This window comes from Streptomyces sp. NPDC056835 (assembly GCF_042789485.1).
Classification (GTDB): domain Bacteria; phylum Actinomycetota; class Actinomycetes; order Streptomycetales; family Streptomycetaceae; genus Streptomyces.
The window spans coordinates 19,803-35,720 of sequence record NZ_JBHUBB010000003.1; the positions used below are offsets into that span (position 1 = coordinate 19,803).

17 protein-coding genes and 1 pseudogene are annotated in these 15,918 nt (G+C 69.4%); 13 read left to right on the forward strand and 5 right to left on the reverse strand.

The window, feature by feature from the left end; translation table 11 throughout:
* Nucleotides 1-121 precede the first annotated feature (121 nt).
* Both ACFRMN_RS04525 and ACFRMN_RS04530 read left to right on the forward strand, forming a co-directional pair.
* Nucleotides 122-1,438, forward strand: a complete 1,317-nt coding sequence (locus ACFRMN_RS04525; RefSeq protein ID WP_383013107.1) for an aldehyde dehydrogenase family protein — start codon at nucleotides 122-124, stop codon at nucleotides 1,436-1,438.
* A gap of 166 nt (nucleotides 1,439-1,604) precedes the next feature.
* A complete protein-coding gene (locus ACFRMN_RS04530; protein WP_383013110.1) occupies nucleotides 1,605-2,525 on the forward strand; it encodes an AEC family transporter in 921 nt (306 codons plus the stop codon).
* Nucleotides 2,526-2,835: 310 nt separating this feature from the next.
* On the opposite strand, the gene ACFRMN_RS04535 is transcribed toward ACFRMN_RS04530, so the two are convergent.
* The 3 genes and pseudogenes from ACFRMN_RS04535 to ACFRMN_RS04545 form a co-directional block, all read right to left on the reverse strand.
* Entirely contained in the window at nucleotides 2,836-3,066 is a 231-nt protein-coding gene (locus ACFRMN_RS04535) for a hypothetical protein (RefSeq protein WP_383013113.1), read from the reverse strand.
* 61 nt (nucleotides 3,067-3,127) lie between these two features.
* On the reverse strand, nucleotides 3,128-3,637 hold the full coding sequence (locus tag ACFRMN_RS04540; RefSeq protein WP_383013116.1) for a MarR family winged helix-turn-helix transcriptional regulator: 510 nt from the start codon (nucleotides 3,635-3,637) through the stop codon (nucleotides 3,128-3,130).
* 73 nt (nucleotides 3,638-3,710) lie between these two features.
* Nucleotides 3,711-3,951, reverse strand: a pseudogene (locus ACFRMN_RS04545) (FUSC family protein); the annotation flags it as partial.
* 153 nt (nucleotides 3,952-4,104) lie between these two features.
* Between ACFRMN_RS04545 and ACFRMN_RS04550 the strand changes: the two are divergent.
* The 5 genes from ACFRMN_RS04550 (at nucleotide 4,105) to ACFRMN_RS04570 (ending at nucleotide 8,294) form a co-directional block, all read left to right on the forward strand.
* Nucleotides 4,105-4,578 (forward strand): SPW repeat protein, encoded by a 474-nt coding sequence (locus tag ACFRMN_RS04550; RefSeq protein WP_383013119.1) that lies wholly within the window; start codon nucleotides 4,105-4,107, stop codon nucleotides 4,576-4,578.
* Between the two features lie 181 nt (nucleotides 4,579-4,759).
* Nucleotides 4,760-5,398: a peptide deformylase gene (locus ACFRMN_RS04555; RefSeq protein WP_383013730.1), complete on the forward strand. Its 639-nt coding sequence runs from the start codon at nucleotides 4,760-4,762 to the stop codon at nucleotides 5,396-5,398.
* A 196-nt stretch (nucleotides 5,399-5,594) separates the two neighbouring features.
* On the forward strand, nucleotides 5,595-6,458 hold the full coding sequence (locus ACFRMN_RS04560; RefSeq protein ID WP_383013122.1) for a helix-turn-helix domain-containing protein: 864 nt from the start codon (nucleotides 5,595-5,597) through the stop codon (nucleotides 6,456-6,458).
* A gap of 271 nt (nucleotides 6,459-6,729) precedes the next feature.
* Nucleotides 6,730-7,680: a TauD/TfdA dioxygenase family protein gene (locus ACFRMN_RS04565; protein ID WP_383013125.1), complete on the forward strand. Its 951-nt coding sequence runs from the start codon at nucleotides 6,730-6,732 to the stop codon at nucleotides 7,678-7,680.
* 125 nt (nucleotides 7,681-7,805) lie between these two features.
* Complete coding sequence (locus ACFRMN_RS04570) at nucleotides 7,806-8,294, forward strand: beta-class carbonic anhydrase (RefSeq protein WP_383013128.1); 489 nt, start codon at nucleotides 7,806-7,808, stop codon at nucleotides 8,292-8,294.
* A 118-nt stretch (nucleotides 8,295-8,412) separates the two neighbouring features.
* Here the strand turns inward: ACFRMN_RS04570 and ACFRMN_RS04575 are convergent, their stop codons facing one another.
* Nucleotides 8,413-8,580 carry a hypothetical protein gene (locus ACFRMN_RS04575; protein WP_383013131.1) on the reverse strand — a complete coding sequence of 56 codons (168 nt, stop codon included), beginning with the start codon at nucleotides 8,578-8,580 and terminating at the stop codon, nucleotides 8,413-8,415.
* A 112-nt stretch (nucleotides 8,581-8,692) separates the two neighbouring features.
* On the opposite strand from ACFRMN_RS04575, the gene ACFRMN_RS04580 reads away from it, so the two are divergent.
* The 4 genes from ACFRMN_RS04580 to aspA all read left to right on the forward strand — a co-directional run bounded on the left by ACFRMN_RS04580 (nucleotide 8,693) and on the right by aspA (nucleotide 13,714).
* Nucleotides 8,693-9,490 carry a FadR/GntR family transcriptional regulator gene (locus ACFRMN_RS04580; protein WP_383013133.1) on the forward strand — a complete coding sequence of 266 codons (798 nt, stop codon included), beginning with the start codon at nucleotides 8,693-8,695 and terminating at the stop codon, nucleotides 9,488-9,490.
* Complete coding sequence (locus tag ACFRMN_RS04585; RefSeq protein ID WP_383013135.1) at nucleotides 9,487-10,995, forward strand: amino acid permease; 1,509 nt, start codon at nucleotides 9,487-9,489, stop codon at nucleotides 10,993-10,995. The genes ACFRMN_RS04580 and ACFRMN_RS04585 overlap by 4 nt, the downstream gene beginning before the upstream one ends.
* Nucleotides 10,996-10,997: 2 nt before the next feature.
* Complete coding sequence (locus ACFRMN_RS04590; protein WP_383013137.1) at nucleotides 10,998-12,128, forward strand: asparaginase; 1,131 nt, start codon at nucleotides 10,998-11,000, stop codon at nucleotides 12,126-12,128.
* A gap of 143 nt (nucleotides 12,129-12,271) precedes the next feature.
* Complete coding sequence (gene aspA / locus ACFRMN_RS04595; protein ID WP_383013139.1) at nucleotides 12,272-13,714, forward strand: aspartate ammonia-lyase; 1,443 nt, start codon at nucleotides 12,272-12,274, stop codon at nucleotides 13,712-13,714.
* A 66-nt stretch (nucleotides 13,715-13,780) separates the two neighbouring features.
* Here the strand turns inward: aspA and ACFRMN_RS04600 are convergent, their stop codons facing one another.
* Nucleotides 13,781-14,395, reverse strand: a complete 615-nt coding sequence (locus ACFRMN_RS04600; RefSeq protein WP_383013141.1) for a helix-turn-helix domain-containing protein — start codon at nucleotides 14,393-14,395, stop codon at nucleotides 13,781-13,783.
* A gap of 87 nt (nucleotides 14,396-14,482) precedes the next feature.
* Here ACFRMN_RS04600 and ACFRMN_RS04605 point away from each other — a divergent pair, with 87 nt between their 5' ends.
* Nucleotides 14,483-14,740, forward strand: coding sequence for a hypothetical protein (locus ACFRMN_RS04605; protein ID WP_351395350.1), 258 nt, complete (start codon nucleotides 14,483-14,485; stop codon nucleotides 14,738-14,740).
* Between the two features lie 178 nt (nucleotides 14,741-14,918).
* Nucleotides 14,919-15,791, forward strand: coding sequence for a serine protease (locus tag ACFRMN_RS04610; protein WP_383013143.1), 873 nt, complete (start codon nucleotides 14,919-14,921; stop codon nucleotides 15,789-15,791).
* The last annotated feature ends 127 nt before the right edge of the window (nucleotides 15,792-15,918 follow it).

Here is a 15,918-nt window from a genome sequence, read left to right on the forward strand (position 1 = left end):
TCCGTCGTACGTCCTCCATGCGTCCCATCCTTCGCGCATAGTGATCCCGTGCGGTGATCCCGTGCGGTGATCCCGTCCCGCACCACGAGCCCCCGCACCCCGCCGAGCAAGGAGCAGTGCCATGACCACCGTCACCGCGACCCCCGCCGCCACTGTCGCGCGGCTGCGCGCCACCTTCAACACCGGCCGCAGCAAGCCGCTCTCCTGGCGGCTGGGACAGCTCGACGCCCTACGACGACTGCTCACCGAGCGGACCGACGAACTCCAGGCGGCCCTGCTCGCGGATCTGGGCAAGAACCCGGCCGAGGCGTACCGCGCCGAGATCGGGTTCACGCTCAACGAGCTGGACCATACGGTCGCGCGTCTGGAGGAGTGGCTGCGCCCCAGGCCGGCCGCCGTCCCCGATGCCTTCCTCCCCGCCGGGGCCCGGATCGTGCGGGATCCGCTGGGGGTGGTGCTGATCATCGGCCCGTGGAACTACCCCGTGCAACTCGTGCTCGCGCCGCTGGTGGGAGCGCTCGCGTCGGGCAACACCGTGGTCATCAAACCCAGCGAGCTGGCGCCCGCGACCTCGGCCGCCCTCGCCGAGCTGGTGCCGCGCTATCTCGACAACGAGGCCGTCGCCGTGGTCCAGGGCGCGATCCCGGAGACCACCGCCCTGCTGGAGCAGCGCTTCGACCATATCTTCTACACCGGCAGCGGGCCGGTCGGGCGCATCGTCATGACCGCCGCCGCCCGCCATCTCACACCCGTCACCCTGGAGCTGGGCGGAAAGAGCCCGGCCGTGGTCGAGCCGGGCGCCGATCTGGAGGTCACCGCGCGGCGGATCGCGCGCGGCAAGTTCGCCAACGCGGGCCAGACCTGTGTCGCGCCCGACTACATCCTCGCCATCGGTGAGACGGCGGCCGAGCTGGAGCCGCGGCTGACCGCCGCCGTCCGATCGCTGTACGGGGACGATCCCGCGGGCAACCCGAAGTACGGGAAGATCGTCAACGAGCGGAGCTTCGACCGGCTGATCCCGTTCCTCGGCGACGGACGCGTCGTCCTGGGTGGTGGCAGCGACCGCGCGGCCCGCCATATCGACCCGACCGTAATGGCCGACGTCCGGCCGGACGCCCCGGTGATGCGCGAGGAGATCTTCGGCCCCGTCCTGCCGATCATCTCCGTACCTGACCTGGACGCGGCGATCGCCTTCATCAACGACCGTGACAAGCCGCTGGCGCTCTACGCGTTCACCGAGTCCGAGGAGACCAAGCGGCGGCTGACCGAGGAGACCTCCTCCGGCGCACTCACCTTCGGGCTGCCCGTCTCCCATCTGGCGATGCCGGAGCTGCCCTTCGGCGGTGTCGGCGCGAGCGGCATGGGGCGCTACCACGGCGAGTACTCGATCGACACCTTCAGCCACGCGAAGGCGGTCGTCGACAAGCCGCTGAACTGACCCCCCGTCAGCCGGACGCTGTCCGGTCGGAACCGGCGGCAGTGGGCCTGTCCCGGTGCGCGAGATCACGTTGACCTCGGGTGGCGTTCCTCGGGAAGGTTGGCTGCATGACGCATGTACCCGTACGGCCGACGAGGGTCGCCTTCTCCACCGACGGGGGCGTGCGGTGCGCGGGGTACTGACCGGATTCGGCGTCATCGCGGTCGTCATCGGTGTCGGCTATCTGATAGGACGGCGCAGATATCTCGGGGACAACGGGCGCGAGGTGCTCACCAAGCTCGCCTTCCACGTGGCCACGCCGGCGTTGCTGTTCACGACGCTCGCCCAGGCCGATCTGTCCGTGGTCCTCTCCAGCAGGCTGCTGATCACCGCGCTCAGTACGGCGGCCGCCGCCGGGGTGTTCGTGGCGGTCGCGCTCGTACGCCGCTGGGACGTGGGGGCCACCACGATCGGCGCGCTCTGCTCCAGCTATGTCAACGCCGGGAATCTCGGCATCCCGATCGCCGTGTATGTCCTCGGCGACGCCTCGCTGGTGGCGCCCGTACTGCTCTTCCAGCAGATCGTGGTCACACCGATCGCGCTGACGGTGCTCGATCTCTCGGGCTCCGGCGAGAAGCGACCGGTGTGGCAACGGGTGACGACACCGCTGCGCAACCCGGTCGCGGCCAGCTCGCTGTGCGGAGTCGCCGTGGCGGCGACGGGGGTGACGGTGCCCGGCCCGGTGCTGGACCCGCTGGTACTGATCGGCAACATGTCCGTTCCGGCGGTGCTGCTGGCCTTCGGTATCTCGTTGTACGGCAGCGCCCTCCCGGGCCGGGGCCCCGACCGCCGGCCCGTGCTGCTGTCCGCGGTCCTGAAATCCGTGGGCCAGCCGCTGGTGGCCTGGGCGCTCGGGGCCCTGGTCTTCGGGCTGCACGGCGCGGCTCTGCTCGATGTCGTGGTGACCTCCGCGCTGCCGGCCGCGCAGAACCTCTATACCTACGCGTCCCGCTATCGCGTCGCCGAGCGGCTGGCCCGCGAATCGATTCTGCTGTCCACGATGCTGTCGGTGCCGGGGCTGGTCGTGGTGGCGGCGTTCCTCGGCTGACGGCGGTTGCGCCACCGGGGTCATCCGGTCGCCCGGTCACGCCGTCACGCGGTCACCCCGTCACGTCATCAGTCGAACGCGTCCAGCGCCCGCTGCCAGGAGTCCTTGATTCCGATACCGAACCCCGCCGGGGCTAGGCCCTGTCTTCAAAGTCCCGCCTGCTCGGCGACGCCCGGCACGCACGCTCGCCGCGTTGTCGGGATCACCCCAGTACATCCAGTACTGGGGCGACCCTCCGCCTTGCGATCGCACGCACCGACCGCCGCCGAGCCCGCCCTCCGGGCGGACGGCGCTACTTTGAAGACAGGACCTAGGCCGTGCGATCGCACGCACCGGACGCTGCCGAGCCCGCCCTCCGAGCGGACGGCGCTCCTTTCTCCAGCTTGCGCGTCTTGTTCCCGCCGTAGGCGAGAGGGGAGTTGCAGTCCTCGCGCCTGGCCCAGACGCGGGCGCCGCCGAGGAAATCGGTCAGCCGGTCCAGCCGGTGGATCGGGCTCGGTCCGAAGAGCAGGGGATAGCGCGGGAAATCCTCGACGGGCACGGGGGAGGTCCTTTCTGCCGGAAGGCGTCTCCCGGTACGGCTTCCCCCGTGGCGCGCCCCGTCAAGAGTCGAGCAGGCTTCCCAGCCGCCCCTCCAGCAGGACCAGCAACTCGCCCAGCGAGCCCGCCAGCCGCTCCTGGTTCCGGGTGCCGAGCCCGTCCAGCAGGGTGGCCTCGTACCCCAGTTGCTCGGGCAGCAGCCGGTCGAGCAGTTCACGCCCCTCGGTGGTCAGGGACAGATGGGTGACACGGCGGTCCCGCTCGTCCGGGCGCCGCGCGATCAGTCCCCGCTCCTCCAGCTGGCGCAGCCGCTTGGTCACGGCAGCCCCGGAGGCGAAGGTCTCCCGGGCGATCCTGCCCGGGGTCAGCTCCCGGTCCGTACGGCGCAGGGTCCCCAGGATGTCGAACTCGGGCCGGGTCAGTCCCTCCCGCCGGAGGGGCGCGTCGGCGGCCTGCTGGAGGAGCGCGGAACAGCGGTTGAGCCGTCCGATGACCGCCATCGGGGCGGTATCCAGATCGGGCAGTACCTGCTGCCACTGCCGCATCACGCCTGCGACGATGTCCTCGGCCACGGGTACGCTCCTCTGCTCCGGTTCCGGCGGCCTACAGTACGGGCGCGACCGGCGCGGTGTGACGGACGAGCAGGGCCAGGGTGCGGGCACGGGCCGCGTACGGCAGACCGTGCGCGTAGAGCGCGCACATCGCCCCGGCGGAGGTGGAGTGGATCAGATCCGGACGGCCCAGGTCCTGTCTTCGAAGCAGCGCCGTCCGTCCGGAGGGCGGGCTCGGCGCCCGCCGCGGCAGCGGCAAGATGTCGCCGCGGCCGCCGCAACCGGACGGTGCTCCTGACCGGGAGCGGGCGGACCCGTGGGGTGTGCTCCGGCAGGGAAAAAGATTAGCGTGTGTTTTATAGGTAAAAGATATCTCGGTCTTCTTATCCCACCACTACACAAAAGCTCCCAAAGCGCGCAGAATGGGTCTGGTGCGGCTCGATGCCGTGCAGCACGGTCAGACTTCGCGATCGAAGGAGGCGAGTCGTATGGCCGACGTCTCACACCCGAGGCAGGACGTCTCACATACGAGGCAGGACCTGGCCGGTCACCCCGATGTCCCGGAGATGCGGGAGCGTTACAACCGCATGCTCGGTGGACGCGATGTGGCGCTCGTCGACGGACCACTGTTCCTTGTCGGCCTGTTCTGCGCCCTGTCGCCGTGGATCATCCACTTCACGACCACCCAGCCGGCACTGGCGACGCACAACCTCATCATGGGAATCGCGCTCGTGGTTCTGGCGGTGGGCTTCACCGTCATGCCGCAGCGCATGTACGGCCTCAGCTGGGCCATGTGCGCCATGGGTGTGTGGCTGATCATCGCGCCCTGGGTCGTCGGCACCGGGCCCGACAAGGGCATCATCTGGACGAACGCGGTCATCGGAGCGCTGACCATCCTGCTCGGTCTGGTGTGCGCGGGAGCGGCGATGAAGAAGGGCCGCGGCGCCACCCGAAGGACCTGAGTCGAGCGGTTCGGCCCGCCCCGGGATGCCGGGCGGGCCGGCCGTCCCTCGAAGAACAGGCGCGGCCTCTTCCCCGGTGAGCGGCCCCTCTCCCGGAGTCCGGGAAAGCTCCCGAAGTCCGGGAAAGCTCCCGAAGTCCGGGAAAGCTCCCGAAGTCTGGGAAAGTGGGGCCATGCAGGCCATGACGCGCACCGAACTCACCGATCTCGTCGATTCCCTTCTCGACGGGCCCTCCCCGCTTCCCATCGTGTCCGCGGGTGATCCCGTGCTGCGGCGCCCCGCGGCCCCGTACGAGGGACAGCTGGGGGACGCCCGGCTGGAGCGCCTGGTGCGTGTGATGCGCGAGACGACGCATGCCGCGCCCGGCGTCGGACTGGCGGCGCCTCAGGTCGGGATCCCCCTGCGGCTCGCGGTCATCGAGGACCCCGCCGAGGTGAGTGACGAGGTGCGCGCCGCGCGGGGCCGGGTGCCACAGCCGTTCCGCGTGCTGGTCAACCCGTCGTACGAGCCGCTCGGCGACGGCCGGGCCGCGTTCTTCGAAGGCTGCCTGAGCGTCCCCGGCTGGCAGGCCGTGGTCGTACGGCACGCACGGGTCCGGCTGCGTGGGCAGGACGAGCGGGGCCGGGAGCTCGACGAGGAGTTCTCGGGATGGCCCGCCCGTATTGTCCAGCACGAGACGGACCATCTCGGCGGGACGCTCTATCTCGACCTCGCCGAGACGCGCTCGCTGTCCAGCACCGAGCACGCCGTCGAGCGTTGGTCACAGCCCACCCCCGCCCTGGCCGCGCGGGAACTGGGCTTCACACTCCCCGCTTCCTGACCGATCGGCTCCTCGACCGGTCTCGGAGCACCGCTCCCGACGCCCCTCCCGACGCCCCCCGACGCCCCTCGGACACCACTCCCGGGAGTTCCGAACGGGCCGTCAGATACCCATGTTCAGGCGCGATTCGCTGTGGCAGACTGCCCCGGTGTAAGCGGTGGTGCTCGGGGGGTGCTGTGGTGTGTAGAGGTGGGACGTGAGCGAGCCGCGCTCCGCGCCGACGATCGGCCAACTCGTCCTCAGCAAGCAGTTGCAGACCCTGCGCGAGGGCGCGGGTCTGAGCAGGGAGCAGGCCGGCAAGCTGCTGCGTGTCACCGCCGCCACCGTCCGCCGGATGGAGACGGCCGAGGTCTCGCTCAAGATCCCTTATGTGCAGATCCTGTTACCCGCCTACGGCGTGCCCGCCGACGATGCCGAGATCTTCCTGCGGCTGGCGGACGAGGCGAACGAACCGGGCTGGTGGCAGCGGTTCTACGACATACTCCCGGACTGGTTCAGCGGATACGTGAGCCTCGAAGAGGCCGCCACGACCATTCGTTCCTACGAACCGCACTTCGTACCGGGACTGCTCCAGACCGAGGAGTACGCCCGCGAGGTCCTCACCGCGGGCGCCCTGGGCCGGATGACCGAACCCGGCAGGGTCGAACGCCATGTCGCGCTGCGCAAGCGGCGCCAGGCGCTGCTGACCCGTGCCGATGCCCCTGCCCTCTGGGTTGTCCTGGACGAGACGGTGCTACGAAGACCCGTCGGCTCGTCGGCGGTGATGCGGGCACAGATCGACCGGCTGCTGGCGGCGACGGAGCTGCCCAATGTGACGATCCAGATAGCCGAGTTCGCCTCGGGTCATCACCCAGGCACCTACAGTCCGTTCGTGCTGTTCCGCTTTGATCTGCCCGAAGTGCCTGACATGGTGTACATCGAGTATCTGACCGGTGCCCTCTATCTCGATCAGAACGCCGAGGTCACCGAGCACAAGCAGGTCATGGACCGGATGGTGGCCCACGCGGAGTCCGCGAGCCGGACCAGACAACTCCTCACCGAGTTCCGCCGGGCGATCTGAGGTACGGTGCCTGCCATGGGTACGTACTCGACCTTCCGTGCAGCGGAGCCGCGTCACAGCGGTCCCCACGGTGAGTGCGCGCCCCGCGGCCACAGCTTTCTGCGTCGCCGCGGCCGGGTGGGATCTCCCCCGGCCCGTTCCTGTCGCTGACCCGCGACACCACCCGTAGCGCCCGCCGGCCCGCCGTTCTCACCGGGCCCGTCCGCTCCGGGACCTCGCCTCCGCCGAACTGCCCTGTGTGGCGCCTGCCGTCGTTCCCCAGAGGAGACCCGTGACCATCGCCGCCCCCTCCACCACCTCCGTACCGTCCGTGTCACCCGCACTGCGTGATCACCGCATACCCGCCGACGGCCTGTACGAAGGCCCTCGTGCGCTGCGCCGCGTCCCGGAGAAGTGGGAGGACCGGCCGTACGAACTCTTCGAGCTCGTCCCGCAGGGTCGGATCATCGGCGCCGAGATCCGCGGGCTCGATCTGTCCCTCCCGCCGGCCCCCGCCGTACGCGAAGAGCTCAACCGGGCGCTGCTGGAGTGGAAGGTGCTCTTCTTCCGCGGGCAGCATCTGTCCTCCGACGCGCAGCGCGCCTTCGCCCGCAACTGGGGCGAGTTGGAGACCAATCCGCTGCTGGCCACCGGCGACGCTCCGGAGGTGGTCCGTTTCGACCGGAGCGCGGTGCCCACCTTCGAGAATGTCTGGCACGCGGATGTGACGTTCCGCGAGCGGCCCGCGCTCGGCGCGGTGCTGCAACTGCGCGAGGTGCCGCCGGTCGGCGGTGACACCATGTGGGCCGACATGGCGGCGGCGTACGACAATCTGCCGCGGGACGTGAAGGACCGTATCGACGGCGCCCGCGCCGTGCACGACTTCGTCCCGGGCTTCGTCCGGTTCTCCTCGCCCGCTCAACTGGTCCCGTTCCAGGAGCTGTTCCCGCCCGTCGAGCATCCCGTCGTACGGCGCCACCCCGAGACCGGCCGGCGGATGCTGTTCGTCAACACCTCTTTCACCACCCGGATCGTGGGTCTTGAGCGTGCGGAGAGCGACCGGCTGCTGCGACTGCTGTTCCAGCAGGCCCACGTGCCCGAGTACCAGGTGCGGTTCCGCTGGCAGGCGGGGGACATCGCCTTCTGGGACAACCGCGCCACCCAGCACTACGCGGTCAATGACTACGCTCCGCACCGCCGGGTGGCCGAGCGCGTCGCCATCGCGGGCGACCGGCCCTTCTGACCGCTGCCGCCGCCCCCGGGGATCGCCGCCGCGTGGCAATGTCGTAGCGGGACGGATTGTCGCCTTCTGTAGTCGAATGCCGGGCCTCTACTCTGACCCGGTCAGCTACGGAAAGTGGGACAGATATGTCCGTCACCGACGAATACCTCGCCAACAACGCGAAGTACGCGGCTTCCTACGGGGGCGCGCTGCCGCTTCCTCCCTCCCGGCGACTCGCTGTGCTCGCCTGCATGGACGCGCGCCTCGACGTCTACCGCATCCTCGGTCTGTCGGACGGCGAGGCGCACGTCATCCGTAACGCCGGGGGAGTGGTCACCGATGACGCGGTCCGCTCCCTGGCCATCAGCCAGCGCCTGCTGGGTACCCGCGAGATCATCCTCATCCACCACACCGACTGCGGAATGCTCACCTTCCACGACGACGACTTCAAGCGCGACATCGAGGCCGATACCGGTATCCGGCCGCCCTGGGCGGCGGAGGCGTTCCCGGATGTGGAGGGGGACGTACGTCAGTCGCTGCGCCGGATCACCACCAACCCGTTCATCCCGTACACCGACCACGTGCGCGGATTCGTCTTCGACGTGGGCAACGGAAGGCTCAAGGAAGTGAAGTGAAGGGAGGCGGATCAGCCGTGCCGGCCCGCCCGTTCGCTCGGTGACCACAGGATGAGGGAAAGGCCGTAGTCGAAGCGCTCGTCTAAAGAGGTGTCCTCGAAGTGCGCCACCACCCGGCTCAGTGAGGGGTGGTGTCCGGAGGCGAGCGCACGGGCGAGGTCATGGCCGGCCGACTCCGGAGCCGCTTGCTCTCCTGGGACAGTCCCAGTACGAAGTAGACCAGCGTCCAGCAGGCCCACGCCGCCTCGCGCTCGGGCAGCCCCGTGCCGAGCAGTGCCTCGACCATGGTCTCGGCGAGGCGGAGAGTGGCGGGCTCCGCGCTGTAGGTGCCGGAGCTGGAGGAGCACGCGCGGACGGAATTCTTGACAGCGATCTCCCGGGGGGTTCAGGATGCGCGGGTGAACCTGTCAGACAGCCAGACAGCTGGCGAGGCGCCCAAGCGGATCAGTGCCCTGGAAGCGGTGCTCGGTCATCTTCGCGGCGCCATCGAGCGCGGTGAGTACGCCGTGGGGGAGAAGCTTCCCTCCGAGGCGGAGCTCTGCCGCCGCCTGGAAGTGAGCAGACCCGTGCTCCGGGAGGCGCTGCGCGCGCTCCAGACCATGGGGCTCACGGTCTCGCGCACCGGCAAGGGCACCTTCGTCCTCTCCCACGGTCCGGTCGAGGACCCGACCTTCGGCGACTACTCGGCGAGCGACCTCCTTGAGGTGCGCCGCCATGTGGAGATCCCGGTGGCCGGGTACGCGGCGCTCCGCCGCACCCCCGAGGACCTTGACCATCTCGCGCATCTGCTGGAGCGGATGGAGCGGGAGACCGACACCACCGCGTGGGTGGCGATGGACACCCTCTTCCATCTCGCGGTCGCGCGGGCCGCCCAGAATCCGGTCTTCCGGCGAGTCATCGAGGAGATCCGGGACGCGCTGGCCCGCCAGTCGGCGTTCCTCAACGATCTCGGCGGCCGGCGCGAGCAGTCGAATCAGGAGCACCAGGCGATCGTCGACGCGCTCGTGGACCGTTCCGAGCACGACGCCGTGGAAGCCATGACCCACCATCTGGCCCGCGTCGAGTCGACGTTGACCACCATCGTGCGCTCGCCGCGGCGCGCGGTTCCTCCCACAGCAGCTCTCCCCACAGCGATTCCCCCCACAGCGATTCCCCCCACAGAAGTTCCCCCCACAGAAGGCGAAGCCCGGGCGTGAGTGAACGATCCCTCCACAAGCCGCGACCGTCACAGCGGGAACCTGAGCCGCACGGCGCGCACATCGACGCCGGTGACGCCGGATACAGCAAGTCCCTGAAGTCCCGGCATATCAATATGATCGCCATCGGCGGAGCCATCGGCACCGGGCTGTTCCTCGGCGCGGGCGGCAGGCTCGCCGACGCCGGGCCCTCGCTGGCCGTGGCCTACGCCGTCTGCGGAGTCTTCGCCTTCCTCGTGGTGCGCGCCCTCGGAGAGCTGGTGCTGCACCGGCCGTCCTCCGGTGCGTTCGTCTCGTACGCCCGTGAATTCCTCGGTGAGAAGGGCGCGTTCGTCGCGGGCTGGATGTACTTCCTGAACTGGGCGACCACCGGCATCGCGGACATCACGGCGGTGGCCACCTATACCCACTACTGGGGCATGTTCACCGACGTCCCGCAGTGGGTGATCGCCCTGATCGCACTCGCGGTCGTGCTGACCGTGAACCTGATCTCCGTGAAGATCTTCGGCGAACTGGAGTTCTGGTTCGCGATCATCAAGGTCGGTGCGCTGGTCCTCTTCATGCTGATAGGCATCTTCCTGCTGGTCACCCAGCAGCCGGTCGACGGCCACACCCCCGGTCCCTCGCTGATCACGGACAACGGCGGCTTCTTCCCGGCCGGGATGCTCCCGATGCTGCTGGTCATCCAGGGAGTGGTCTTCGCGTACGCCTCCGTCGAACTCGTCGGCGTCACGGCGGGCGAGACCGCGAACCCGGAGAAGATCATGCCGAAGGCGATCAACTCCATCATGTGGCGCGTGGCCCTCTTCTACGTCGGCTCGGTCGTGCTGCTGACGATGCTGCTGCCCTGGAACGCCTACTCCGCCCGCGAGAGCCCCTTCGTGACCGTGCTGTCCAATATCGGCGTGCCCGCGGCCGGCGGCGTGATGAACCTCGTCGTCCTCACCGCCGCGATGTCGAGCCTCAACTCCGGCCTCTACTCCACCGGTCGCATCCTGCGTTCCATGGCGATGTCGGGGTCCGCGCCGAAGTTCACCGGGGTGATGAGCCGCAGTCAGGTGCCGTACGGCGGGATTCTGCTCACCTCCTCGATCTGTGTGCTGGGCGTCGGCCTCAACTACCTCGTACCGAGCGAGGCGTTCGAGATCGTGCTGAACTTCGCCGCGCTCGGCATCCTCAGCACCTGGGCCATGATCATGGTCTGTCATCTGCTCTTCTGGCGGAAGACACAGGCCGGGCTGCTCGTACGCCCCGGCTACCGGCTCCCCGGCTCGCCGTGGACCGAGATCGTCACGCTGGCCTTCCTCGCGTCGGTGCTGGTCCTGATGTACGCCGACGGCGGCGCGGGACGTACGACCGTCCTGTCCCTGCCCGCGATCGGGGCGGCGCTGGTCGTGGGCTGGTTCCTGGTACGGGGCCGGGTCGGGACCGTACGGGAAGCCGCTGCCGCTGCCCGTACCGGTACCGGGACTTCCCCCGGCACCAAGAACGACAACGAGAGCTGAGCATGAGCGACCCCACCCCAGCAGGCACCACCCCGTCGCGCCCGCCACGACCTACGCGCCCCACGCAGGGCGAGCCCCCCGCCGTCCGCGAGCCGGCCCATGTCCCCGTCGCACATCTCGTACGGGGAGGCGTTGTCGAGGGCGTTCACTACGGCTCGGTCGTCGTCCTCGCGGCGGACGGCGGTGTGGAGTTCAGCGCGGGCGACATCGAGGCCGCGTTCTACCCGCGTTCCGCGCTCAAGCCCGTCCAGGCGGTCGGACTGCTCCGCGCGGGACTGCCGCCGCTCGACAGCGAGTCGCTGGCCCTCACGGCGGCCAGCCATTCCGGCGAGGAACGCCATCTGGCCACGGCCCGGCGCATCCTGGACGCCGCCGGGCTGACCGAGGACGATCTGCGCAATGTGCCCGATCTGCCGTACGACCCGGCGGTGCGGGACGAGTGGATCCGCGCCGGGCTCGGCCCGAGCCGGCTCGCCCAGAACTGCTCGGGCAAGCACGCCGCCATGCTGATGACGGCCAAGGCCAGGGGCTGGTCGCTGGAGAACTACCTCGACCCCGGGCATCCACTCCAGTGGGAGATCGCCTCGACCGTCGAGGAACTGACCGGACAGGGCATCGCACGGGTGACGGTCGACGGCTGCGGCGCACCGCTCTTCGCCGTATCCCTGCACGGTCTCACCCGGGCCGCGGCCCGGATCGCGACGGCCGTGCCCGACAGCCCCGAGGGCCGGGTCGCGCACGCCATGCGCGAGCACCCGGAGATGGTCTCCGGCAGCGGCCGGGATGTCGCCCGGCTGATGCGCGCGGTGCCTGGACTGCTCGCCAAGGACGGGTTCGAGGGCGTGCAGATCGCGGCGCTGCCGGACGGGCGGGCCGTCGGCGTGAAGATAGCCGACGGCGCCGATCGCGCCAGGATGCCGGTGACCGCGGCGGCGCTCGCGCGGTGCGGGATCGATCCGGAGGTCCTGGCGGGATTCGACCACGCGCCGGTCATCGGGGGCGGACGGGAGGTCGGAACCCTGCGTGCGGCAGGCGAGCCGGCCTCCTTCTTCGCCCCGCCGGCCGGTTCGGATCCGTCCGCCCCGCCTGCCGCGTCCGCGCAGGGTGAGCCGGGCGCCGCGTCCGTCGCGTAACACCGTTCCACCGCTCAGCCGTTCCGCTCCCCCTTCCCCCTTCCCCCTTTCCCCCTTTCCCCCTTTCCCCCTTCCCGCTCCCGTCTTACGCCGTCCACTCGCCACGGGACACCCACCCTCGGCTCTTACGAAGGACCCGCGACATGACTGCCGGCCACCGCCGCGAACACGACCTGCTGGGCGACCGCGACATACCTTCCGACGCGTACTGGGGAATCCACACCCTGCGCGCCTCGGAGAACTTCCCCATCACCGGTACACCGATCGCCGCCTACCCTCATCTGATCAACGCGCTCGCCGCCGTGAAGGAAGCCGCGGCCCGTGCCAACCAGGATCTCGGGCTGCTCACCGCCGAGAAGGCCGACGCCATCTCCGCCGCCTGCCGGGAGATCAGGGACAAGGGCCTGCTGCACGACCAGTTCGTCGTGGACGTGATCCAGGGCGGCGCCGGTACGTCGACCAATATGAACGCCAACGAGGTCATCGCCAACAGGGCGCTGGAGATCCTTGGCCACACCAAGGGCGACTACCACGAACTGCATCCGAACGAGGACGTCAACCTCAGCCAGTCGACCAACGACGTCTACCCGACCGCCGTCAATGTCGCCACGATCATCGCCGTACGGGAACTGCTCGACGCGATGACGATCCTGCGCGAGGCGTTCGCGGCCAAGGCCGAGGAGTTCCGCGAGATCCTCAAGATGGGCCGGACCCAGCTCCAGGACGCGGTGCCGATGACCCTGGGCCAGGAGTTCTCCGCGTACGCGGTCATGCTGGAGGAGGACGAGTGCCGGCTGGCCGAGGCCGTCTGCCTCGTCCACGAGATCAACCTCGGCGCGACCGCCATCGGTACCGGTCTCAACGCCCCGGCGGGTTACGCGGAGGCCGCCCGCCGTCATCTCGCCGCCATCACCGGACTGCCCCTGGTCACCGCGGCCAATCTCGTCGAGGCCACCCAGGACTGCGGCGCCTTCGTCCATCTCTCCGGCGTGCTCAAGCGCATCGCGGTCAAGCTCTCCAAGAGCTGTAACGATCTGCGGCTGCTCTCCTCGGGACCGCGCGCGGGCTTCGCGGAGATCAATCTCCCTCCGGTGCAGGCGGGTTCGAGCATCATGCCGGGCAAGGTCAACCCGGTGATCCCGGAAGTCGTCAACCAGGTCGCGTTCGAGGTGATCGGCAACGACGTCACCATCACCATGGCGGCGGAGGCGGGTCAGCTCCAGCTCAACGCCTTCGAACCGATCATCCTGCACTCCCTCTCGGAGAGCATCACCCATCTGCGGGCCGCCTGTGTCACGCTCGCCGAGCGCTGCGTGTCCGGTATCACCGCCAATACGGAGACCCTGCGCGCGAGCGTGGAGAACTCCATCGGGCTCGTCACCGCGCTCAACCCGCACATCGGCTACCTCGCCGCGACCGAGATCGCCAAGGAGGCCCTGGCGTCGGGGCGCGGTGTCGCCGAACTGGTCCTGGAGCGGGGGCTGCTCCCGGCCGACCGGCTCATGGCCCTGCTGCGCCCGGAGGTGATCGCGGGTACGGGCACGGGCACGGCTACGAGTACGGGCACGGCTACGGACGCGGCCTGATACGGGTACGGGCGTGGACGCGGCTTGATACGGAGCCGCGTCCACGCGCCCCCGGCCGTGCCCCGTTCACGGCGAGCCGTGCTCCCTGCGGGGGAACGACTGGAGCTGTACGACGACCGGGAGCGCGTCCGGGGCGGACTCGGCGTCCGGCGCGGGGAGATGGCGGCCGATGACGGCCGCCAACTCCTCGTTGAGGGCCCGCAACTGGTCCGGTGTCATCCGCAGATCACGCCACTGCGAGAGCGTGCCGGCGTCGCGCCACTCGTCCCCCCACTCCTCGCCCAGGTAGTGCGTGACCCGGTCGAAATGCTGTCGCAGCAGTTCGTGGGTGAAGACCGACACCGCGCCCCGGGCATCGGGATCGTCCCGGAAATCGGCGGTGTTGAGTACGTTCGTCACATTTACCGTGCGCCACCACCGCTCCCGTTTCGTACCGCGCCCGGTCTCCTCCTCGATGAAACCGTGCTCGGCGAGATGGCGCAGATGCCAGCTGATGGTGCCGGTGTTCTCGCCGAGGCGTTCGGAGAGCAGGGTGGCGGTGGCGGGGCCGTCGAGCCTGAGCAGTTCGAAGATGCTCATCCGCAGGGGATGGGCCAGCCCGCGCAGGCTGCGCGCGTCGAGGCGCCGGGTGGGCTTGGCGGCGGACGGTGCGGCGCGCTCCGGCGTGGGTTCTTCGGTCATGCCGGAATCGTATGGTGCGCGTCCGTGGCGTCCCTCCGCCGGTGGAGGAGCGCGTGTCCTCTGCCGTGTCCACGCGTTACACCGATCATGAACGCGTATCGATTTCTCACCGCCGCCGCGGCAGGCTCCGCGCTGCTCGCCGCCGTCGCCCCCGCCGCCCAGGCGGTCGAATTCGGCTCCACCCTCAGCAGTGCGGCGCAGACCGCGGCGACCGTGGGCACCAAGGCCGAGCCTGTCGTGGAAGGTGTCCTCGGGAACAAGGTCGACAAGAAGGTGGGCGCCGTGAAGGGCGCGGTGAAGGCCGGTGCCGACGCGGTGAAGGCCGGGAATGATCTGATCAACTGAAGGAGATGACAGTGGGGGCGGTGCCGGTCGGCACCGCCCCCACTGTCATGTCGGGGGCCGGAATCCCAGGGGTCCGCGAGAGGGATTCATGGCCAAGGCATGGTTGCCCGCTGCCACACATGCGTCAACAATGCCCATGACAAAACCGAAGGAACTTCGGTCACAGAGGGGACCCCACATGAGAAAGCCTCTCCTCGGCGCGCTGCTCGCCGTTCTGCTCCTCGGAGCGGGAGCGGCACCCGCCATGGCCACAAGCCATGACGCGGGCGCGCCCACGAAGACCGCCCGGACCGCGGCACCCGCCCAAGCCAAGGTCCAGGCAGTCGACTTCGCCGGAACGGTGGCGCTCAGCAACTGTTCCGGCTCCGTTGTCCGTACGCCCTCCTCACAACCGAGCGACCCCGCTCTCGTGCTGTCCAACGGCCACTGCCTGGAGAGCGGCATGCCCACCGCCGGCCAGGTCATCGTGGACAGGGCGTCCACCCGTACCTTCAGCCTGCTGAACTCCTCGGGCACCGGCGTCGCGACCCTGCGCGCCAGCAAGATCGCGTACGCGACCATGACCGACACCGATGTCTCGCTCTACCAACTCACCAGCACCTACGCACAGATACAGAGCGCGTACGGGATATCGGCGCTGGAACTCAACGCCACCCGCCCGGTCCAGGGCACCGCGATCAAGGTCGTCTCCGGCTACTGGAAGCGGATCTACAGCTGCGACATCGACGGATTCGCCTACCAGTTGAAGGAAGGGAGCTGGACCTGGAAGGACTCGGTCCGCTACACCTCCGCGTGCAACACGATCGGCGGCACCTCGGGCTCGCCCGTTATCGACAACACCACGGGCAAGGTCGTCGCCGTCAACAACACCGGCAATGAGGACGGCGCGCGCTGCACGGTCAACAACCCGTGCGAGGTGGACGAGAACGGCACCGTGACCGTACGCCAGGGCATCAACTACGCCCAGGAGACCTACGGGATCGTGCCGTGCGTCGGCACCGGCAGCAAGGTCGATCTGACCCGTACCGGCTGTACCCTGCCCAGGCCCTGAGAAGCGGGCACGCGTACACGGTGTGGCGCCGCCGGGGGACCGGCGGCGCTGTCGGCACACGACCGGCGCGGACCGTACGGGCTGAAGCGTGCGGCCCGGAGCGTGTGATCGTGATCGGGGCCGCCGA